Source organism: Streptomyces caniscabiei (genome assembly GCF_014930365.1).
Lineage (GTDB): Bacteria > Actinomycetota > Actinomycetes > Streptomycetales > Streptomycetaceae > Streptomyces > Streptomyces caniscabiei.
Genome location: NZ_JABXWI010000038.1, coordinates 19,004 through 42,427, shown reverse-complemented (window position 1 = coordinate 42,427; position 23,424 = coordinate 19,004). Strand labels below are relative to the sequence as shown.

The 23,424-nt window shown below is 74.8% G+C and carries 3 protein-coding genes and 1 pseudogene; all 4 read left to right on the top strand.

Annotated features, from left to right (window positions below):
* A partial coding sequence (locus HW837_RS47175) for a type I polyketide synthase (protein ID WP_237270730.1) occupies positions 1-2,715 on the top strand: 2,715 nt, incomplete at its 5' end.
* Between the two features lie 9 nt (positions 2,716-2,724).
* Positions 2,725-12,498: a type I polyketide synthase gene (locus HW837_RS49475; protein ID WP_193382668.1), complete on the top strand. Its 9,774-nt coding sequence runs from the start codon at positions 2,725-2,727 to the stop codon at positions 12,496-12,498.
* Between the two features lie 249 nt (positions 12,499-12,747).
* Positions 12,748-13,950: a cytochrome P450 gene (locus tag HW837_RS47150; protein ID WP_045558321.1), complete on the top strand. Its 1,203-nt coding sequence runs from the start codon at positions 12,748-12,750 to the stop codon at positions 13,948-13,950.
* 232 nt (positions 13,951-14,182) lie between these two features.
* Positions 14,183-23,188 (top strand): annotated as a pseudogene (locus tag HW837_RS47145) (SDR family NAD(P)-dependent oxidoreductase); the annotation flags it as partial.
* Positions 23,189-23,424: the final 236 nt, after the last annotated feature.

Below are 23,424 nucleotides of genomic sequence, written 5' to 3'. Positions count from 1 at the left end.
GAGTTGTCGACCCCGGAGTACTGGGTGCGGCATGTCCGGGCGACGGTGCGGTTCGCGGACGGGGTGCGCGCTCTGCGGGCCCAGGACATCGGCACGGTGCTGGAGATCGGCCCCGACGGCTCCCTCGTGGGGCCGATCCAGGAGACCGTCCCCGACCTCCTCGCGCTCGCCGCCCTCCGCAAGGGGCGGGGCGAGGTGCGTTCCCTGGTCACCACGCTCGGGCGGCTGCACGTCCGGTCGGTGGACGTGGACTGGCCTGCCTTCCTGGGCGAGTCCGGGGCGCGCCGCGTCGAGCTGCCGACGTACGCCTTCCGGCGCGACGCCTACTGGCTGGAGACGACCAGGCAGGGCGCGGACGAACGCGAAGGCGCTGCGGATGCGCACACGGCCGAGGCCCTGAACGTGACCGAAGGCGTGAGCACGGTCGGGGACCTCTTCACCCTGACCTGGCAGCCCGTGGACGGTGTCCCCCCGGCAGAGGCGCGCTGGGCGGTTCTCGGGCAGCCGGACGGACGGGCCGGGGCCCTGGCCAAGGCGCTCGCGCTGCACCCGGGGAGCACGGCCGACGTGTACGGCTGCCCGGAGTCCATGGAGGAGACGACCGAGGTGGTCGTCCTGGCCCTCGACACCGCTACCGGTTCCGACCCGGACCGAGGGTGCCCAGCCGCTGTACGCCACTCCACGCACGACACGCTGGCCCGGGTGCAGGACGTGCTCGCCCATGAGCCGTCGGGGGGCTCCCGTGTGGTGATCGTGACGGGCGGTGCGACCACCGGCGACCCGGCGGGGGCGGCGGCCTGGGGGCTGTTGCTGTCGTTGCAGGCCGAACGCCCCGACCGGTTCGTCCTCGTCGACCTGGAGGACGACACCACGGACGCGCCGGCCCTGGCCTCGGCCGTGGCGATCACGCTGGCCCATAAGGAGTCCCAAGTGGCGGTGCGGGAAGGCGAGTTGTACGTCCCCCGCCTCAAGCCGGCCGAGGCGTCGTCCAAGGAGACGATGCCGACCCGTGAGTCGCCCGACGAGCCGTGGCCCGTTGGTGTGTCGCCCATCGAGCCGTCGTCGGCCGTGGCGTCGTCCGCCGGTGTGTCGCTCACCGTGGCGTCGCCCGTCGAGCCGTGGCCTGTTGGTGTGTCGCCCATCGAGCCGTCGCCGGCCGAGGCGTCGTCCGCCGGTCTGTCGCCTGCCGTGGCGTCGCCCGTCGAGCAGTTGCCGGCTGGTCCGTTGCCCACGGGTCCGTCGCCCGCCGAGCCGTCGTCCACTGCCGCGTCGCCCACCGACCCGCCCGCGCGCGAGCACGGCACCGTCCTCGTCACCGGTGGCACCGGTGAGCTGGGGGGCCTCGTCGCCCGGCATCTCGCCGCCGCTCACGGCGTACGCGATCTGCTGCTGGTCAGTCGACGGGGGGCGGACGCGCCGGGTGCCGGCGCGATCGCCGCCGAACTCGAACAGGCGGGCGCACGGGCCACGTTCGCCGCCTGCGACGTGTCCGACCGCGCGGCGCTCGCCGCCGTCGTGGCCGGGATTCCGGCCGACCGGCCGCTGACAGGAGTCGTCCACACCGCCGGCGTCGTCGACGACGGGGTGATCACCGCGCTGACTCCCGAGCGCGTGAACACCGTCCTCGGGCCGAAGGCCGACGCCGCCCATCACCTGCATGAGCTGACCCGCGACGCGGCCCTCTCGCACTTCGTGCTCTTCTCCTCGGCCGTGGGCACCCTGGGCGGCGGCGGACAGGCGAGCTACGCCGCCGCCAACGCCTACCTGGACGCCCTCGCCCGCGCCCGCCGCTCGCTGGGGCTGCCCGCGACCTCGCTGGCCTGGGGGCTGTGGGGCACCGGCGGCGGCATGGGCGGCCGACTCGCCGACGTGGACCTGCGGCGACTGGCCCGGGCCGGACTGCTGCCGCTCGACGCGGAGCGGGGGCTCGCCCTGTTCGACCGGGCATGGGCGGGCGAGGAGACCGTCCTCGTGCCGATGCGCACCGACCCCGCCGTGCTGCGCGCCCGCGCCGACGCGGGCACACTGCCCCCGGCCCTGCGCGACCTGGTCCCGCAGACCCTCGCGGGGCGGGGAACGTCCCGGGCGGGGCGGCGATCGGGAGCCGGAGCACCCGCGCGGGACCTCGATCGCGCCCACCCGAACGGGACGCCGCCCGACGCCGGTCACGCCGCACAGCTGGCCGCGCTGCCCGACGCCGAGCGGGCCCGAACCCTGCTCGACCTGGTCCGGGCGCGGGCGGCCGCCGTCCTCGACTACCCCTCGCCCGACAGCCTCGACCCGCGCCGGTCGTTCCGCGAGGCCGGGTTCGACTCGCTGACCGCCGTGGAACTGCGCAACAGCCTCGCCGCCGCCACGGGGCTGCCGTTGCCCGCCGCCCTCGTCTTCGACCACCCCAGTCCCGCCGCCCTGGCCGAACAGCTGGATCGTCGCCTCCGCGACCACGCCGACCGGGCGGTCCCGGCGAGGCGACCCGCGCTGCCCGCGCTCCTCGACCAACTGGAGGCGGCGTTCGCGGAGTTGGACGCGGACGATCCCGAACGGCCCCGGGTCGCCGCCCGTCTGCGGACCCTGGCCGCGGGCCCCGCCGTAGCCGTGTGCGCCACCGGCGGCACCCAGGGCGAGGAGCGCGAAGCCGACGTGGACACGCGCCTCGCGGCGGCCTCGGACGACGAGTTGCTGGACTTCATCCGCACGGAACTCGGCAAGGAGTGAACGGTTCACATGGCTGATGACAAGGAACTCCGCGACTATCTCAAGCAGGTCGCCGCGGAACTGCACCGGACGCGGGGGCGCCTGGTCGAACTGGAGTCGGCGGCCCGCGAACCGATCGCCGTCGTCGGCATGGCCTGCCGCTACCCCGGCGGGGTGCGGTCACCGGACGACCTGTGGCGGCTCGTCGCCGAGGGCCGCGACGCGGTCGGCCCCTTCCCCGCCGACCGGGGCTGGGACCTGGCGGCCCTCTACGACCCCGACCCGTCGAAGGAGGACACCTGCTACGTCCGCGAGGGCGGCTTCCTCGACGACGTGGCCTCGTTCGACGCCGCGTTCTTCGGGATCTCCCCGCGCGAGGCACACTCCATGGACCCCCAGCAGCGGCTGCTCCTGGAAAGCTCCTGGGAGGCGCTGGAGCGCGCTGGCATCGACACCCGGACCCTGAAGGGCAGCCGCACCGGTGTGTTCGCCGGCGTCTCGCAGCAGGACTACGCCACCCTGCTGACCGCCACCGAGGGCCGCATCGACGGCCATGGCTCCACCGGGGTCTCCAACAGCGTGCTGTCGGGCCGGATCTCGTACGTCCTCGGACTGGAGGGCCCGGCCCTCACCGTGGACACCGCATGCTCGTCCTCGCTGGTGGCCCTGCACCTGGCCGTACGGGCGCTGCGGGCCGGCGAGTGCGATCTGGCGCTGGCCGGCGGTGCCACCGTTATGGCCACGCCCGATGTGCACGTGATGCTGTCCCGGCAGGGCTCGCTCGCCCCCGACGGGCGGTGCAAGGCGTTCGGCGCCGCCGCCGACGGCGCCGGCTGGAGCGAGGGCGCCGGTGTCCTCGTCGTGGAGCGGTTGTCGGACGCGCGCCGCAACGGCCACCCGGTCCTCGCGGTCGTCCGGGGCACGGCGGTCAACCAGGACGGCGCCTCCAACGGGCTGAGCGCGCCCAACGGCCCCTCCCAGCAGCGGGTCATCCGGGACGCCCTCGCCGACGCCGGGTTGACCGCCGCCGACGTCGACGCCGTCGAGGCGCACGGCACCGGCACCCGGCTCGGCGACCCCATCGAGGCCGACGCGCTGCTCGCCACCTACGGCGCCGCCCGCCCCGAGGGCCGCCCGCTGTGGCTGGGCTCCCTGAAGTCCAACATCGGGCACACCCAGGCCGCCGCCGGTGTCGGCGGCATCATCAAGATGGTGCTCGCGCTGCGCGAACGGGTCCTGCCACGGACGCTGCACGCCGCCGACCCGACCCCGTTCGTCGACTGGTCCGCCGGCACCGTACGCCTCCTCCACGAACCCCGCGCCTGGCCCGACAGCAGCGCCCCCGGACGCGCCGCCGTCTCCTCCTTCGGCGTCAGCGGCACCAACGCCCACGTCATCCTCGAACAGGCGCCCCCCGCCCCCGCCGAGGAACGCGCCGCCCCGGCCTCGGCCCCAACCGGCCTTCTCCCCGCCGTCCTCTCCGCCCACGGCACCGCCGCGCTCCGCGCCCAGGCACGCCGCCTCGCCGACCACCTCACCGACGGCGCCCACTCCGAACCCGCCGTCGCCGACGTCGCGTACTCCCTCGCCACCACCCGCACCCCCCTCGACCGCCGGGCCGCCGTCCTCGCCACCGACCGGGACACCCTCCTCGCGGGCCTCACCGCGTGCGCCGAGGGCCGCCCGCACGACGCGCTCGCCGAGGGGACCGCCGTCACCGGCAGGACCGCCTTCGTGCTGCCCGGCCAGGGCTCGCAGTGGCTCGGCATGGCACGCGAACTCCTCGACAGCGAGCCCGTGTTCGCCGAGAGCGCCCGTGCCTGCGCCGCCGCCGTGCGGGAACTCGTCGACTGGGACGTCCTCGGCGTACTGCGCGGCGAACCCGGCGACGTCGACCCGGACCGCATCGACGTCATCCAGCCCGTCCTGTTCACCGTGATGGTCTCGCTGGCGCGGACCTGGCAGGCGTACGGCGTCGAACCCGACGCGGTGACCGGCCACTCGCAGGGCGAGATCGCCGCCGCTCACCTCGCAGGAGGCCTCTCCCTCCGGGACGCGGTCCGCGTCGTCGTCCTGCGCAGCCGCGCCCTGCGCACCCTGACCGTGCGCGGGGGCATGGCCTCCGTGCTGCTGCCCGAGGAGCGGGTCCGGGACCGGCTCACCCCGTGGGCGGACCGGTTGTGGATCGCCGCCGTCAACGGCCCCGCCTCCGTCGCCCTCACCGGCGACCCCGACGCCTGCGACGCGTTCGTGGCGGCCTGCGCGGCCGACGGCGTACAGGCCCGGCGCATCCCCGGCGCCGGCAGCCCCGGCCACTCCCCGCACGTCGAGGCGCTGCGGGAGCGGCTGACGGCCGACCTCGCGGACCTCGAACCGCGCAGCGGCACGGTGCCGTTCTACTCGACCGTCACCGGCGGCCCCTACGACACCGCCGGGCTCGACGCCGCCTACTGGTGCCGCAACATGCGCGAACCCGTCCGCTTCGAGTCGGCCGCCCGGGCCCTGCTCGCCGACGGCCACCGCCTCTTCGTGGAACCGAGCCCGCACCCCGTCCTCGTCGGCTCCCTCCAGCAGTGCGCCGAGGCAGACGACCACGAGGTGACCGTCACCGGCACCCTGCGCCGGGGCGAGGGCGGCACCGGCCGACTGCGCACCGCCCTCGCGCAGGCATGGGCCGGCGGCGCGCCCGTCGACTGGCCGCGCGTGTTCACCGGCACCACCGCCCGCCGCGTCGACCTGCCCACCTACGCCTTCCAGCGCACCCGCCACTGGCCCGAAGGCCCCCGTCGCGGCGCCGACGTCACCACGGCCGGCCTCAACCCGCTCGACCACCCCCTGCTGGGCGCGCTGGTGCGACTCGCCGACGACGACGGGGCCGTTCTCACCGGACGGATCGCCCCGCACGACCACCCCTGGCTCGCCGGTTACCGCATCGGCGACCACGCGGTCCTGCCCGGCACCGCCTACGTCGAACTGGCTGTCCTCGCCGGCGACCAGGTCGGCTGCGGCCGCATCGAGGAACTCACCCTGCACACCCCGCTGGTACTGCCGTCGGACGGCGCCGTCGGCCTCCAGATCAGGATCGGCGCCGACGCGGCAGGCCGCCGCACCCTCGCCGTCCACGCCTCCACGGCCGCCCCCGGCACGGCCGGCCCATGGACCCTGCACGCCTCCGGCACCCTCGTCCCCGACACCGGCCCCCGGTCCGAGCCCACCGCCCCCGCGACCGGCGGTCAGGTCCCGCACCTGACGGCCTGGCCACCGCCCGGGGCCACGCCCGTACCGGTCGAGGGCCTGTACGAGCGGCTGGCCTCCGACGGGTTCTCCTACGGCCCCGAGCGCCGACTGCTCAGCGCGTTGTGGCGCACCGGCGACGAGGTGTACGCCGAGGTGGCCCTGCCCGCCGGACAGCACACCGAGGCCGCCCGCTTCGGCCTGCACCCGGCCCTCTCCGAAGCCTCGCTGCACGCCCTGTACGCCCTCGGGGACGACCAGGAGCCCGCCGTCCCGTTCTCCTGGTCCGGCGTCGAACTCCACGCCACCGGCGCCGCCCGCCTCCGGCTCCGGCTCACCCGTACCGGCGAACGCACCGTGGCGCTGCTGCTCGCCGACACCACCGGCACCCCCGTGGCCGTCGCCGACTCCCTGCTGCTGCGCCCCGCCGACCCGGCCGGACTGCTCACCGCGCCCCCGGCCGAACGCCTCGACCGCGTGGAGCCCACCCCCGCCGCCCGACCCGCCCGAGCCCGCCGCACGGCCGCCGCCGAGCCCACCGGCGACACCGATCCCGGCTCACTGCGGGCCCGCCTCACCCCGCTCACCGAGACCGAACGCACCCGCGCCCTGCTGCACCTCGTCAGCGACACCGCCGCCACGGCACTCGGACACACGGACGCCGACACCGTCCAGGCGGGCCGGCCGTTCAAGGACCTCGGCTTCGACTCCCTCACCGCCGTCGACTTCCGCAACCGGCTGTCCGCCGCCACCGGACTGCGCCTGCCCGTCTCCGTCGTCTTCGACCACCCCTCGCCCCGCCGCATGGTCCGGGCCCTGTACGGGGAACTGTTCGACGACGCGCAGGCCGCCGCCCCGGACACGCCGGCGACCGTGGGCGCCACGGGGGCCGGCCCGCTGCGCCGCCGCGCCGTCGACGACGAACCCCTCGCGATCGTCGGCATGGCCTGCCGCTTCCCCGGCGGTGTGACCAGCCCCGACGAATTGTGGGACATGCTCGTGGAGGGCCGCGACGGCATCACCGGCTTCCCGCGCGACCGGGGTTGGCGTGCCCAGGACACGGCGCGCGGCGGCTTCCTCGACGACGTCGCCGGCTTCGACCCCGGATTCTTCGGGATCACCCCGCGCGAGGCACTCACCATGGACCCGCAGCAGCGGCTGCTCCTGGAAGCCTCCTGGGAGGCGGTCGAACGCGCGGGCATCGACCCGACGAGCCTGCGCTCCACCCGCACCGGCGTGTACGTCGGCGCCGCCGGGCTCGGCTACTCGCTGCTCTTCCCGCCCGGCTCGGAGCAGTTGGCCGGGTACACCGTCACCGGCACCGCCACGAGCGTGATCTCCGGCCGTGTCTCGTACGTCCTCGGCCTGGAGGGCCCGGCGGTCACCGTCGACACCGCCTGCTCCTCCTCCCTCGTCGCCCTGCACACCGCCGTCCAGGCACTGCGCGCCGGACAGTGCGACCTGGCGCTGGCGGGCGGGGTCTGTGTGATGCCCGACGCCTCGCTCTTCGCCGACTTCGAGCGCCAGGGCGGACTGGCACCGGACGGACGCTGCAAGGCGTTCGCGGGGGCCGCCGACGGCACCGGCTGGTCCGAGGGCGTCGGCCTGCTGGTCGTGGAACGGCTCTCCGACGCCCGTCGCTCCGGGCACCCCGTCCTGGCCGTCGTACGCGGCTCGGCGGTCAACCAGGACGGCGCCTCCAACGGCCTCACCGCCCCCAACGGCCTGGCCCAGCAACGGGTGATCCGCGACGCGCTTGCCGACGCCGGCTGTCTGCCCTCGGACGTGGACGCCGTCGAGGCGCACGGCACCGGCACCCGGCTCGGCGACCCGATCGAGGCGCACGCGCTGCTCGCCACCTACGGTCAGGACCGTGAACAGCCGCTGTATCTGGGCTCGTTGAAGTCCAACATCGGCCACACCATGTCGGCAGCGGGAGTCGGCGGTGTCATCAAGACGGTGCTGGCGATGCGCCACGGCACGCTGCCGAGGACACTCCACGTCGACGAACCGTCGTCGCGGATCGACTGGTCGACGGGGTCGGTGGAACTACTGACCGAGCCCCGGCCCTGGCCGGAGACGGGCCGCCCGCGCCGGGCCGGTGTCTCGTCCTTCGGCATCAGCGGCACCAACGCCCATGTCGTCCTCGAACAGGCACCGACCGAGGAAGACGTCACCGAAAAGCCGACCGAGGCCGCCGCCGGGACGTCCGTGCGGGTCGCGGCCGGGGGGCCGGTCGAGGGCGCCTACGGGACGCTCGTGGCGGGCGCTGCCGGGGCGCCGGCCGAGGTCGCCGCCGAGGCGTCCGTGTCGGTCGCCGCCACGGCACCGGGCGAGGGCGCCCCCCGCTTCTGGCCCCTCCTGGTCGCCGCCCATGACGACGACGCCCTGCGCGACCAGGCGGCGCGCCTGCTGGACCGGCTGGCGACGGACCCGGGCCTGGACGTCGCCGACCTCGCCCGTGCCCTCGCCACCACCCGCGCCGCCCTCGGCCACCGGGCCGCCGCCGTCGTCCGTGACCGGGCCGGGGCGACCGCCGCCCTCACCGCCCTCGCCAGGGGCGAACTCCCGCCCGGCCTGCTGCGCGACACCGCCCGTGAGGGCGCCCTCGCGGTGCTCCTCACCGGACAGGGCGCACAGCGGTTCGGCATGGGCAGGGAACTGTACGCCGCCCACCCCGTCTTCGCCGAGACCTTCGACGCCGTGTGCGTCCACCTCGACCCGCGACTGCCCCGCCCGCTCGCCGAGATCGTGTTCGGCGCCGGGGCGGGGGAGCCCGACCCGGAGGCCGTGCACCGCACCGAGTACGCCCAGCCCGCGCTGTTCGCCTTCGAGACCGCCCTGTACCGGCTCCTGGAGAGCTGGGGAGTGCGCGCCGACTACCTGCTCGGCCACTCCGTCGGGGAGATCACCGCAGCGCACCTCGCCGACGTCCTGACCCTGCCCGACGCCTGCCGTCTCATCGCCGCCCGCGGCCGGCTCATGCAGCAACTCCCGCCCGGCGGAGCCATGCTGGCCGTAGCCGTCGACGAGAAGCAGGCGACCGAGGCGATGGAGGACCACCCGGACCTCGTCGTGGCGGCCGTCAACGCACCCGGCTCCGTCGTGCTCTCCGGCCCGGCGGAGCCCCTCACCGTCCTCCGCGACCGCTTCGCCGAACAGGGCACGCGAGCGAGCTTCCTGACGGTCAGTCATGCGTTCCACTCGCCCCTGCTGGAGCCCATGCTCGACGACTTCGCCCGGGTCGTCGCCGAACTCGACCTCCGCCCGCCCCGGATCCCCGTCGTCTCCAACGTCACGGGCGAGCTCCTCACGCCGGAACAGGCCTGCTCGCCCGACTACTGGGTGCGGCACGCACGGGAGACGGTCCGCTTCGCCGACGGGGTGCGCACCCTGGTCGCCGAGGGCGTCACCGTCCTGCTGGAGGCCGGCCCCGACGGAGTCCTCACCGGCTCGGCGCACAGCTGCCTGGACACGGCCACCGACGCCGAGCCCAACGGCGGCGTCGAGCCCTCCGGTTCCGGTGCCGGTGGTGAACCCGTCGTGTGCGTCGCCGCGCAGCGCAAGGCCGCCCCCGAGGACGAGAGCCTGCTCACCGCCCTCTCCCGTACCCACCTGGCGGGTGTCCCCGTCGACTGGGCCGCCGTCCTGCCCGGCTCCCGAGCCCGCCACGTCGACCTGCCCACCTACCCCTTCCAACGCGCCCGTTACTGGCCCGATCCCCGTCCGGCGGGCAGCACCGGCGACCTCACCGCACTCGGCCTTCGCCCCACCGGTCACCCGCTGGTGGGAGCCCACGTCACCTCGGCCCTCGACGGCACCACCCTGTTCACCGGTGAACTGTCCACGACCGCCCAGCCGTGGCTCACCGACCACGCCGTCCTCGACACCGCCCTCTTCCCCGGCACCGGATTCGTCGAACTCGCCCTCTGGGCGGGCCGCCGGCTCGACTGCCCCCACCTCGACGAACTCACGCTGGCCGCCCCCCTGCTGATCCCGGCCGACGCCCCCGTCCAGCTCCAGGTCACCGTCGGACCGCCGGACGACACCGGCCACCGCACCCTGTCCGTCCACTCCCGCACCGAGCCCGACGAGACCTGGACCGCCCACGCCGAAGGCACCATGACCCCGCAGCCGCCCGCCACCTCCCTCGCCCCGCCTGACGCCGCCTGGCCCCCGCAGGACGCCGAACCCGTCGAACTGGGCACCTTCTACGAGGACCTGGTCGACCACGGCTTCACCTACGGCCCCGCCTTCCGCGGCCTGACCTCCGCCTGGCGGCGCGGCGACGAGGTCTTCGCGGAGGTACGGCTGCCCGAGTCCGCCGGTGGGGGCTTCGCCGTACACCCGGCCCTCCTCGACGCCGCCATGCACGCGCTGGCCTTCCGCCCCTCGGCACCCGCCGACGGAGGCCCGCTGCTGCCCTTCGCCTGGCGTGGCGTCACCGGCCACGAGCAGGGGACGACCGCGCTGCGCGTGCACGTCCGCGACGAGGCCGAGGACCGGGTGGCGGTGGAGCTGACCGACCCCTCCGGGCGCCGGGTCGCTTCCGTGGCCGCCCTGCACATGCGGGCCGCGTCCACCGAGGGCCTCGACGCCACCCGCATCCGCCCCGAATGGCTGCTGCGCACCGAGTGGATCCCGCCCGCCCCCGCACCGGGCGGGGCCGACGACGCCCTCCCGAGCCGTTTCGCGGTCCTGGGCGACGCGACGGCGTACGCCCAGGTGGAACCGCTGCTGCGCACCGCCGGGTCCGTCGAGCACCACGCCGACCTCGACGCCCTGCGCGCCGCCGGGGGACCGCCCGACGTGGTCGTCGTACCGCTGCCGCCCGCCGCCCCCACCTCGGCCGCCGCCCGCGACGCCGTGCACGCGACCCTCGCCCTCCTCCAGGAATGGACCGCCGACACCAGCCTCGCGGGCACCCAACTGGTCCTGTGCACCTCGGGCGCGGTCCGTGCCTCGGACGCCGAGACCCTGACCGACCCGGCGGGCGCCGCCGTCTGGGGCCTCGCCCGCTCCGCCCAGCTGGAGAACCCCGGCAGCGTGCTGCTCCTCGACCACCTGCCGACCGTCACGACACCCCTGCCCCGGGCCGTCGCCCTGGCCCTGGCCCTGGGCGAACCCCAACTCGCCCTGCGCGACGACGAGATACGCGTTCCCCGGCTCACCCGGCTCGGCCACACCGAGGCCGCGAGCGACGAAGGACCCTCCCCGGTCGACCACTCGGTCTGGCCCACCACCGGCACGGTTCTGGTCACCGGAGCCACCGGCACCCTGGGCCGCCTCGTGGCCCGGCACCTGGTCACCCGGCATGGCGTACGCGATCTGCTGCTGGCCTCCCGCCGGGGCGCCGACGCGCCCGGCATGGCGGAGCTGTCCGCAGAACTGGACGCGCTCGGCGCCACGGTCCGCCTCGAAGCCTGCGACATCAGCGACCGTGCCGCGCTGGCCGCGCTCCTGGAGACCGTCCCGGACCTGAAGGCCGTGGTGCACACCGCCGGCACCGTCGACGACGCCACCGTCACCGCCCTGACACCCGCCCAGGTCGACGCCGTCCTGCCGGTCAAGACACAGGCCGTGGAGCACCTGCACGACCTGACCGCCGACCGGGACCTGGACGCCTTCGTGGTCTTCTCCTCGCTCGCCGGCACGATGGGCGGCGCCGGACAGGCCAACTACGCGGCCGCCAACGCCTTCGCGGACGCTCTGTGCGTGCGCCGGGCAGCCGCCGGACTGCCCGCGCTCTCCCTCGCCTGGGGACCCTGGCAGCGCGGCGAGGGCATGACGGCGGGCGTGGCCGACAGCGATCTCAAGCGCATCGCGCGCGTGGGCCTGCGCCAACTCGACCCCCGTGAGGGCATGGCCCTGTTCGACGCGGCCCTCACCACCGGCGCGAGCGTCGCCGTCCCCGTACGACTGGACACCTCGGCGCTCGACCCCGGCTCGCCCACGACACCCGCGCTGCTGCGCGCGCTCGCCACCGGAACCAGAACCGGCGGCGGTGCACCGGCCACCCCGGTGACCGGCGTGCGGGAACGGCTGCTGCCGCTGTCCGAGGCGGACCGCGCCGCCGCCCTCGTGGAGCTGGTGCGGGCGGAGGCGGCCACCGCCGCCGGACTTCCCTCGGCGGAGTCCGTGCCGTCCGCCAAGCCCTTCCAGAACCTCGGCTTCGACTCCCTCATGGCCGTGGACCTGCGCAACCGGCTCTCCGCCCTCACCGGCCTACGACTGCCCGCCACCCTCGTCTTCGACCACCCCACCCCGAAGAACCTGGCCGAACTACTCCAAGAGAGGCTGGACTTGACGCCCAGTCAGGCGTCCGACCCGGCCCTCCTCGCACTGGAGTCCCTGGAGGCGTCCCTGCGGACACCCGCCGAGGACCCCGCCCGCCGGGCCTCCCTGGCCCTGCGCCTGCGCGTCCTGCTCACCAAGGTCGAGGAGACTCCGGGCGCCTCCGGCGGGCCCGCCGTCGCGGCGGCCGGCGGCGACGACACCGACAGCGACATCAGCGCGGCGAGCGCGGAGGAACTCCTCAGCCTCATCGGAGACGAGTTCGGCATCCGCTGACCTCCGGACCCGCCCTCACCCGTCCCCCCCGGACCCGCCCTCACCCCTGCCCCCCCCCGGACCCGCCCTCACCCCTGCCCCCGGACCCGTCCCCACCCCTGACCCCCGGACCGCCCCGCACCCCTTCCCCCGGCCCCGCCGGGTTAGGGGGCGGCGGGCCCGGTTCTGGGGCTCCCAGGCCAGGCACGGACCCGTAGCGTCACGATCACCGTCGCCCCCCCACGCGCTCGCTCACCCCCAAGGAGAACGATGCCCCTCGACATCGAGATCCCGCTGCCCTACCAACGCGACGCCGTCTGCCCGTTCGACCCGGGACCGCGCCTGCGCGAGGCGCAGCGGAACGATCCCGTGCACAGATGGCGCCTGCCCGACGGCCGGCACATCTGGGTCGTCACCCGCTACGACGACGTACGGCAGATGTTCACCGACCCCCGCCTCAGCAGCGCCCTCACCCCGCTGACCCTCATGCTCCCCGGCCTCGACGAGGACCAGCTGCAGGTGGCACCGGGCAGCTTCGTCAACATGGACCCACCGGAACACACTCGGCTGCGCCGGACCGTCGCCTCCAGCTTCACCGCCCGCCGGATGCGGGAGCTCACCCCGCGCCTGGAACAGCTCGCCGAGGACTGCCTCGACGGCATGGAACGGATGGGCGCGCCCGCGGACTTCATGACCGCGTTCGCGTTCCCCTTCCCCCTCTTCGCCATCTGTGAACTGCTCGGTCTCTCCGAGGAGGAGCGCGCCGAGTACCTCGCGCTCACCGCCAAGGCGGCGGTCGGGCTCGCCGGCACCGCCGAGGAGGTCAAGGAGGTCGTCGACGCCGCCCACCGCTTCATGCTGGACGCCGTCACCACCCGGCGCGCGCAGCCGGACGACGGCATGATCGGCATGCTGGTCCGCGAGCACGGAGACGACCTCGCCGACGAGGAGATCGTCGGCATCAGCAACATGTTCCTCTCCGCCGGTTTCGACACCACGGCCAACACCCTCGGCCTCGGCCTCCTCGCCCTCTTCGACAACCCCGGCCAACTCGCCCTGCTCCGCGACGACCCGGGCGTCCTCGACACGGCCGTCGAGGAACTCATGCGCTACCTCAGCGTCATCTCCGCCACCAGCGGCCGCACCGCCACCGAGGACCTGGAGATCGGAGGCGTCACCGTCAAGGCGGGCGAGTACGTCGTACCGGCCCTGGCCGTCGCCAACCGGGACCCGGACCACTACGCCGACCCAGACCGCCTCGACCTCACCCGCACCCCGGCCCAGCAGCTCGCCTTCGGGCACGGCATCCACCGATGCACCGGTGCCGCCATGACGCTGCTGGAGCTGAAGATCGCCTTCCCCGCGGTACTGCGCCGCTTCCCCGGCCTGCGCCTGGCGGTGCCCCGCGAGGAACTCACCTACCGTGGCTACAACATGGTGCACGGCGCCCTGAGCATCCCCGTCGCCTGGTGAGCCCCTCCCCGCGCAGCCCCTGGGAGCCCCCGCACCCCTAGGGCCTGTCTGACAATTCCCGTCTGCCTCGCGACCTCCGGGCGACGACGGGAATTGTCAGACAGGCCCCAGGAGGCGGGCGGCCCGTCCCCCGGCCACCCCCTGAACAGCCCCAAAGCGTCCACCACCAGCGGCAGAACGAGTGGGAGCCCGAGGCATGAACAACACATCTCTCGACGAGGTCATCGACGCGCTGCGCGCCTCCCTCCTGGAGAACGAGAGGCTGCGCCGGCACAATCAGCGGCTCTCCTCCGCCGCCACGGAGCCGCTGGCCGTCGTCGGCATCGGCTGCCGCTTCCCCGACGGCGTGTACCACCCGGACGACCTGTGGCGGCTGGTCACCGAGGGCCGCGACGTCATGACCGGCCCTCCCACCGATCGCGGCTGGGAACACCACCCGGCCTACGACCCCCGCCACCGGGGCGCCTTCCTTGCCGGGGCCGGCGACTTCGACGCCGCCTTCTTCCGTGTCTCGCCCCGCGAGGCCCTCGCGATGGACCCCCAGCAGCGACTGCTCCTGGAGGTGTCCTGGGAGGCCCTCGAACGCACCGGCATCGACCCGCTGTCCCTGCGCGGCAGCCGTACCGGCGTCTTCGTCGGCGGCGCCACCCAGGAGTACGGCGTCCTCCTCGGCGACTCCCCGGAGACCACCGGCGGATACGCCCTCACCGGCCTGCCCGCCAGCATCATGTCCGGGCGCATCGCCTACCACCTCGGCCTCGAAGGCCCCGCGATCACCGTCGACACCGCCTGCTCCTCCTCGCTCGTAGGCCTCCATCTCGCGGGCCGGTCGCTGCGCGGCGGCGAGTGCGACCTGGCCCTCGTCGGCGGCGTCCTCGTCATGACGTCACCGGCCATCTACGGCGAGTTCGACAGCCAGGGCGGATCGGCCTCCGACGGCCGTTGCAAGGCCTTCGCGGACACGGCCGACGGCACCGGCTGGGGCGAGGGCGCGGGCGTGCTGGTGATCGAGCGGCTCTCCGACGCCCGCCGCCACGGTCACCCCGTGCTGGCGGTGGTGCGCGGCTCGGCGGTGAACCAGGACGGCGCGTCCAACGGCCTGACCGCGCCGAACGGACCGGCCCAGCAACGGGTGATCCGCGACGCGCTGGCGAACGCCGGGCTGTCGCCGTCGGACGTGGACGCCGTCGAGGCCCACGGCACCGGCACCCGGCTCGGCGACCCGATCGAGGCCCAGGCACTGCTGGCGACGTACGGGCAAGGGCGCCCGGAGGAACGGCCGTTGTGGGTCGGCTCGGTGAAGTCGAACATCGGTCACACCCAGTTCGCCGCGGGCATCGCCGGAGTCGTCAAGACGGTCATGGCGCTACGGCACGGGGTGCTGCCGCGCACCCTGCACGTCGACGAGCCGACACGGCAGGTCGACTGGTCGGCCGGAGCGGTGCGGGTACTGACGCGGGAGCGGGTGTGGCCGAAGGCGGACCGTCCACGCCGGGCGGGCGTGTCGTCCTTCGGGATCAGCGGCACCAACGCCCATGTGATCCTCGAACAGGCCCCCGAGGACGTACCGGAGCCGGTCGGGGAGGGCCAGGGACCGGATGCCCCCCACCCTCCGCTGCCGGCCCTGGCCCTGCCCCTGAGTGCGCACAGCGCGGCGGCCCTGCGCGCCCAGGCCGTACGCCTCCTCGACCACCTTGACCACCTCGACCGCGGTCCCGGCATCCGCCTGCCGGACCTTGCCCACTCCCTGGCCACCACCCGTGCCCTCATGGAACACCGCGCAGCCGTCACCGTCCCCGCCGGCGACCTGTCCGCCCTGACGAGCGGACTGCGCGCCCTCGCCGAGGGCGAGGACGCTCCCGGACTGGTGCGGGGCACCGCCTCCGACGGCGGGTTCGCGGTGGTGTTCTCCGGCCAGGGGTCCCAACGCGTCGGTATGGGACGCGGGTTGTACGACACGTTCCCGGTGTTCGCCGCCGCGTTCGACGAGGTGTGCGCGGCCTTCGACGCAGTGGTGCCGGGCTCGCTGAAGACGGTCGTCCTCGACGGCCCCGCCGGGGTGCTGGAGTCCACCGACTGGGCCCAGCCCGCGTTGTTCGCCCTGGAAGTGGCGCAGTTCCGCCTGATCGAGTCATGGGGAGTGAAGCCGGATGTGGTGCTCGGGCATTCTGTGGGCGAGATGGTCGCGGCTCACGTGGCAGGCGTGTGGACGCTTGCTGACGCCTGCCGGGTGGTCGCGGCGCGCGGGCGGCTGATGCGGGCCCTGCCCCCGGGCGGTGCGATGTGGGCGGTGCGGGCGGACGAGACGGAGATCCCCCGCGACAGCGGGGTGTCGGTGGCGGCCGTGAACGCTCCCTCCTCGCTCGTCCTGTCCGGCGCCGAGGAGGCCGTACGCGACCTGGCCGACCGGTTCGCGGCCGAGGGACGGACGGTGAAGCGACTGGCCGTCAGCCACGCCTTCCACTCCGCCCTGATGGAACCGATGCTGGAGGAGTTCGCCGAGGTCCTCGCGGACGTCCGGTTCGCCGAGCCGGTGATCCCGGTCGTGTCGAACGTGACCGGCAAGATCGCGGGGGAGGAGCTGTGCACCCCCGAGTACTGGGCCCGGCACGTGCGCGCGACCGTGCGGTTCGCCGACGGAATGCGCGCCGTGCGTGAGCGGGGCGTGGGGACGGTCCTGGAGCTCGGCCCGGACGGTTCGCTGGTCTCGGCGGTGCGGGAGACCGTGCCCGAGCTGACGGCCGTGGCGGCGCTGCGCCGGGACCGGGACGAGCCGGTGACCCTGTTGTCGGCGCTGGCCGAGGCACAGGTGCACGGCGCGACCGTGGACTGGGGGACGGTGTACGCGGGCACGGGTGCCCAGCGGGTGGACCTGCCGACGTACGCCTTCCAGCGCCGCCGCTACTGGCCCGACACCCGTGTCCGCGCGGGCAGGGGCCGGGTGGTGGACGACTGGCGCTACCGGGTGGTGTGGCGGCGCCGGCCACTGATCGCGGGCGCGGCGTCGACGGGTGACGAGACAGGGGACCTGGCAGGTGCCTCGCCAGGTGGTCCGATGGGTGGCGGCCAGGCAGACGTCCTGCCCGGCGCCCTGGGAGATCGTGCCGCGCCCGACCGGGTTCTGACGGGCCGTTGGCTGCTGGTGGAGTCGGCGGAAGGCAGTGGCGCGGAGGTCGCGCGGGCCCTGCGGGCGGCCGGCGCCGAGGTGGAGGTCGCCCGGCACGCCGTGACCGGCGACTTCGCGGGGGTCGTCGCCCTGCCCGACACGGTCGAGGCCGCCGCGGAGCTGGTGCGAGGGCTGCGGTCCGCCGGCACCAGGGTGCCGCTGTGGTGGGTGACGGCCGACGCCGTCGCGGTCACGCCCGGAGACACCGTACGACCCGAGGCGGCGCAACTGTGGGGCCTGGGCCAGGTCGTCGGCCTGGAGGAACCCGCATGGTGGGGAGGCCTCGTCGACCTGCCCGCCGTCTGGGACGACGACACGGGCGTCCTGCTCACGGCCGTCCTCGCGGGCGCCGCCGACGGGGAGGACCAACTCGCCGTACGCGGACCGGAGACGTACGTCCGACGTCTGGTGCGCGCACCGCTGACCCCGCGCGGCCCGGCCCGCGCATGGAAGCCGCGCGGAACGGTCCTGGTCACCGGCGGCACGGGCGGTGTCGGCGCGCACGTCGCCCGGTGGCTGGCCCGCGAGGGTGCCGAACGGCTGGTGCTGACCAGCCGTCGCGGCGCCGGGGCACCGGGCGCGGAGGCCCTCGCGGCCGAACTTCGCGCCCAGGGGACGGACGTGACCCTGGCGGCCTGCGACATGGCCGACCGCGACGTCCTGGCCGCCGTCCTGGCGGCCGTCCCGGAAGACACCCCGCTGACCGCCGTCGTCCACGCGGCCGGCGTCGTGCGCTACACCAAGGTGCGCGACCTGACCCCCGAGGAGATCGAGGAGGTCGTCACCGGCAAGGCGATCGGCGCCCGCCACCTCGACGAACTCACCGCCGGCCTGGACCTCGACGCGTTCGTCCTCTTCTCCTCGGGCGCCTCCTCCTGGGGCGGCGGCTCACAGGGCGCCTACGCCGCCGCCAACGCCTACCTCGACGCCCTCGCCCAGGACCGCCACGCCCGGGGACTGCCCGCCACCTCGCTCGCCTGGGGCACCTGGCGCTCCGAGGGCATGGCCGCTGACCTGGACGAGGAGTCCCTGTCCCGGATGGGGCTGGCCCTCATGGAGCCCGCGCTCGCGCTGTCCGTCATGAGGGAGGCGGTCGAGTACGGCGAGGCCTGCCTCACCGTCACCGACACGGAATGGTCCCGCTTCGCCCCCGTCTACGCGGGCGCCCGCCACCGCCCCCTGATCGAGGACATCCCGGAGGCCGCCCGCGCGCTGACGAACGAGCCGGACGGCGCCGACAGCGGTGCGGCGACAGGGGAGGCCGTCGAGGCGGGCGGAGCGCTGCGGCGCCGGCTCACCGGCCTCACCGACGGTGAACGGCGCTCCGCCCTGCTGGAGTTGGTGCGGGCGAGGGCCGCGTCGGTGCTGGGCCACTCCGACGTGGCCGAGGTCGCCGCCCACCGTCCCTTCAAGGATCTCGGCTTCGACTCGCTCACCGCGACCGAACTCCGCGACCGCCTCGACACGGCCACCGGTCTCCGGCTCCCCGCCACCCTCGTCTTCGACCACCCCACGCCCCTCGCCCTCGCCGAACTCCTGCACCGCGAACTGCACGGCGGGACCGACCCGGCGGCGGACCGCACGGTCGTGGTACGGCGGGCGGACCACGACGAACCCCTCGCGATCGTCGGCATGGCCTGCCGCCTTCCCGGCGGCGTCACGAGCCCCGAGGACCTGTGGCGCCTCGTCGTCGAGGGCCGCGACGAGATCGCCGCCGCGCCCGACGACCGGGGCTGGGACAGGTGGGGCACGACGGACGGCCTGCGGGGCGGCTTCCTCCGCGACATCGGGTGCTTCGACGCGGAGTTCTTCGGTGTCTCACCGCGTGAGGCCCTGGCGATGGACCCGCAGCAGCGACTGCTGCTGGAGGTGGCGTGGGAGGCGATCGAACGGTCCGGCATCGACCCGTCGTCGCTGCGCGCCACCCGCACCGGAGTCTTCGTCGGCGGCTCGCCCACCGGTTACGGCGCCCTCCTCGGCGACGCGCCGGACGCCGGCGGCTATCTGCTCACCGGCAACAGCGGCAGCGTGATGTCGGGCCGGATCGCCTACGTCCTCGGTCTGGAGGGCCCGGCCCTCACCGTGGACACGGCCTGCTCGTCCTCCCTGGTCTCCCTGCACCTCGCGGGCCAGGCCCTGCGCGGCGGCGAGTGCGACCTCGCCCTCACCGGCGGCGTGGCCGTCATGCCCACACCGGGCGCCTTCGACGAGTTCACCCGGCAGGGAGGTCTCGCCCCCGACGGCCGCTGCAAGGCCTTCGCCGACACGGCCGACGGCACCGGCTGGTCCGAGGGCGTCGCCTTCCTCGTCGTGGAACGCCTCTCGGACGCCCGGCGCAACGGCCACCCCGTGCTCGCGACGGTGCGCGGCTCGGCCACGAACCAGGACGGTGCCTCGAACGGACTCAGCGCCCCCAACGGTCCCGCCCAACAGCGCGTGATCCGCGCGGCCCTCGCCGACGCGGGCCTCACCCCGTCCGACGTGGACGCCGTCGAGGCGCACGGCACCGGCACCCGTCTGGGCGATCCGATCGAGGCGCAGGCGCTGCTGGCGGCCTACGGCCAGAACCGTGAACGGCCGCTGTACGTGGGGTCGTTGAAGTCGAACATCGGGCATACGCAGGCGGTGTCCGGCGTGGCCGGTGTGATCAAGACGGTGCTGGCGCTGCGGCACGGGATGCTGCCGAAGACGCTGCACGTGGACGAGCCGTCCAGGGAGGTCGACTGGTCGGCGGGCGCCGTGGAACTGCTGACGGAGCAGAGGCGGTGGCCGGACTCGGGCGACCGCCCCCGCCGGGCAGCCGTGTCGTCCTTCGGGATCAGCGGCACGAACGCGCACGTGGTCCTGGAACAGGCCCCGGAGCCCGACATGACGTCCGAGCCTGTTCCAGCGCCCTGTCGAGGTCCTGTCCCGTGGACACTCTCCGGGCATACGGAGGTCGCGTTGCGAGCCCAAGCAACGCTTCTGATCGCCCATTTGACTGAACATCAGACGTCGCCCGTCGACTCCGTCGCCCGCACCCTGGCCCTGTCCCGTGCGGCCTTGGAGCATCGCGCGGTGGTGGTCGGCGCGGAACATGCGGAGTTGCTGCGGGGTGTGAAGGCCGTCGCGGAAGGGCGTCCGGACGCGGGGGTGGTGCGGGGGCGTGCGGGCGGTGGCGGCAGCGGTGGCGGTCAGGGCCCGGTGTTCGTGTTTCCGGGGCAGGGGTCGCAGTGGGCCGGTATGGCGGTGGAGTTGCTGGTGACCTCGCCGGTGTTCGCCGCCCGGATGGCCGAGTGCGAGCGGGTCTTGTCGGTGTTCGTGGACTGGTCGCTGTCCGAAGTCCTTTCTGATGAGGGCGAGTTGGCGCGGGTGGATGTGGTGCAGCCCGTGTTGTGGGCGGTGATGGTGTCGCTCGCGGAGGTGTGGCGGTCCTACGGGGTGGAGCCGGCGGCGGTGGTCGGGCACTCGCAGGGGGAGATCGCGGCGGCTGTTGTCGCGGGGGCGTTGTCGTTGGAGGACGGGGCGCGGGTGGTGGCGCTGCGTTCGCGGGCGATCCTTGCCTTGTCCGGTCAGGGGGGTATGGCTTCGGTGCAGCTGCCGGTCGACGAGGTACGGGGGTGGTCTCCGCTGGTCGATGGACGGGTGGAGGTGGCGGCGGTCAACGGTCCGTCCTCGGTGGTGGTGGCGGGGAGTCCGGTGGGCTTGGACGAGGTGATCGCCGAGGCGGAGGCGCGCGGGGCGCGGGCCAGGCGGATCGAGGTCGACTACGCCTCGCACACGGCCCACGTCGAGCGGCTCGGCGAGGAGATCCCGGCGGTGCTGGCGGCCGTCACCCCCGTACCCTCCTCGGTCCCCTTCCACTCGACGGTCACCGCCGACCGGTTCGACACGACCGGCCTGGACGCGGAGTACTGGTACCGCAACCTGCGTTCCACGGTGCGCCTCGACGACACGGTGGCGGGGCTGGTCGAGGCCGGTCATCGCGTCTTCGTCGAGATCAGCCCCCACCCGGTGCTGGCCGGAGCGGTCCAGGCGACGGCGGAGGCGGCCGGGCGGGAGGTGGCCGTCACGGGGACATTGCGTCGTGGCGAGGGGGGCCGGCAGCGGTTGCTGCTGTCGCTCGGGGAGGCGTATGCCCAGGGCGTCCCCGTCGACTGGCGGGCATGCTTCACCGCCACCGACATCCCCTCGGAAGCCAACGCGGCAGCCAAGGCCGAAGCCACCGCAGAAGCCGCGCCCGAAGCCGGAGCTGAGCCCGGTCCCGTATCCGGGAGCGGCTCCCGCACCCGTCACGTGGACCTCCCCACCTACGCCTTCCAGCACAAACGCTACTGGCCCGAGACCCTCTCGGTCGGCGGCGGTGGAGGGGGCCGCGCCGTCGACGACTGGCGCTATCGAGTCGTGTGGCGCCGGAGCGCCCTTACCGAGGAGGCCCGCCTGTCGGGACGGTGGCTGCTGCTCACCCCCGAGGACCCCGAAGGGCGGCCCGGCGAAGGGACGTACGACAGGATCGCGATGGCACTGCGGGAGGCCGGAGCCGACGTGGTGAGCGCCGCCGAAGCGGGCTCGGCCGACGCCGCGGGGGACTGGGCCGGCGTGCTCGCCTCGCCCGCGTCCCCTGGCGACGCCGTCACCCTCCTGAGGGACCTGCGCGCCGCCGACCTGGAGGCCCCCCTGTGGTGGCTGACGGAGGGCGCCGTCGCGGCCGTTGAGGACGACACTGTACGTCCCGAGGCCGCTCAACTGTGGGGCCTCGGGCAGGTGGTGGGGCTGGAGCACCCGGACCGCTGGGGCGGGCTCGTCGACCTGCCGACCCGCTGGACGGAGGACACCGGCCGGCGGCTGGCGGACGTCCTCGCCGCCGCGGACGACGAGACACGCGCCGAGGACCAGGTCGCCGTACGCGAGGCCGGCGTGCGTGTACGACGGTTGGTGCGGGCCGTGGCGGGTGGACGCGGGCCCGGGCACGTCTGGACGCCGCGCGGGACCGTGCTGGTCACCGGCGGGACGGGCGGCATCGGCGCCCACGTCGCCCGCCGACTGGCTGCCGAGGGGGTCGAGCATCTGGTGCTGACGAGCCGCCGGGGCGCGCGGGCGCCGGGCGCGGCCGACCTGGGCCGGGAGCTGGAGGCGGTGGGCGCGCGCGTGGCGTTCGCGGCGTGCGACGTGGCCGACCGCGACGCCCTGGCGGCCGTCCTGGCGGGCATACCGGACGAGGCGCCGCTCACCGCCGTCGTCCACGCGGCGGGTGTCGCGACCTTCTCCGACGTCCTGTCCATCGAGGCGGACGAACTCGTGGCCGGTACGGCGGCGAAGGTGCGGGGCGCGCGGAATCTGGACGAGCTGACGGCCGGTCTGGACCTGGACGCGTTCGTGCTGTTCTCCTCCGGCGCGGCGGTCTGGGGCAGTGCGGGCAACGGTACGTACGCGGCGGCCAACGCCTACCTCGACGGTCTCGCGCACGAGCGGCGCGCGCGTGGTCTGACGGCCACCTCCGTCGCCTGGGGCGGCTGGGCGGGCGGGGGCATGCTCCAGGGGTCCGAGGCCGTCGCGGGACAGCTGGAGCGGATGGGGCTGCGGCAGATGCAGCCCGAGCTGGCGATCGACGTCCTGTGGGAGGCCGTCAGCCACGGCGAGACGACTCTCACCGTGAGCGACATGGACTGGGAGCGGTTCGCCCCCGTCTACGCGCTCGCCCGCCGCCGTCCGCTGATCGAGGAGATCCCCGAGGCCGCCCGCGCCCTGCGCGGCGACCGGCCCGACACCGACGGCGCGAGCGACGGCGACGGCGTCCGGCTGCGTGAGCGCCTCACCGGGCTCACCGATCTCGAACGGCACGACACCCTGGTGGAGTCGGTGCGCGAGCACGCCGCCGCCGTGCTCGGCCACGCCTCCCCGGAGGACCTCACCCCCGACCGGCCGTTCAAGGACCTCGGGTTCGACTCGCTCACGGCCACCGAACTCCGCAACCGCCTGAACGCGGCCACCGGCCTCCGGCTCCCCGCCACCCTCGTCTTCGACCACCCCACCCCCACCGCCCTCGCCACGCTCCTCCGCGAGCAACTGCTCGGCGACGCCCCGGACGGCCCGCCGGACGCCCTGCGCGTCCAACGGGAACTCGACCGTGTGGAACAGGCTCTGCTCCCGGCGGTGTCCGCACCCCACCTGGACCCGGACGCCCGGTCCGACATCGCGCGGAGGCTGCGGGACCTGGCCGCCCGTCTCGACGCCACGGACCAGGCGGCGGCGACGCACCCGGCCGACGTCCTGGAGTCCGCCACCGACGACGAGATCTTCGACCTCATCGACCGCGACCTGGGTGTCGG

Bases quoted from the DNA above. Each gene is read 5' to 3' on its own strand.
- HW837_RS49475 (WP_193382668.1), top strand. From the start codon at position 2,725: ATGGCTGATGACAAGGAACTCCGCGACTATCTCAAGCAGGTCGCCGCG.
- HW837_RS47150 (WP_045558321.1), top strand. From the start codon at position 12,748: ATGCCCCTCGACATCGAGATCCCGCTGCCCTACCAACGCGACGCCGTC.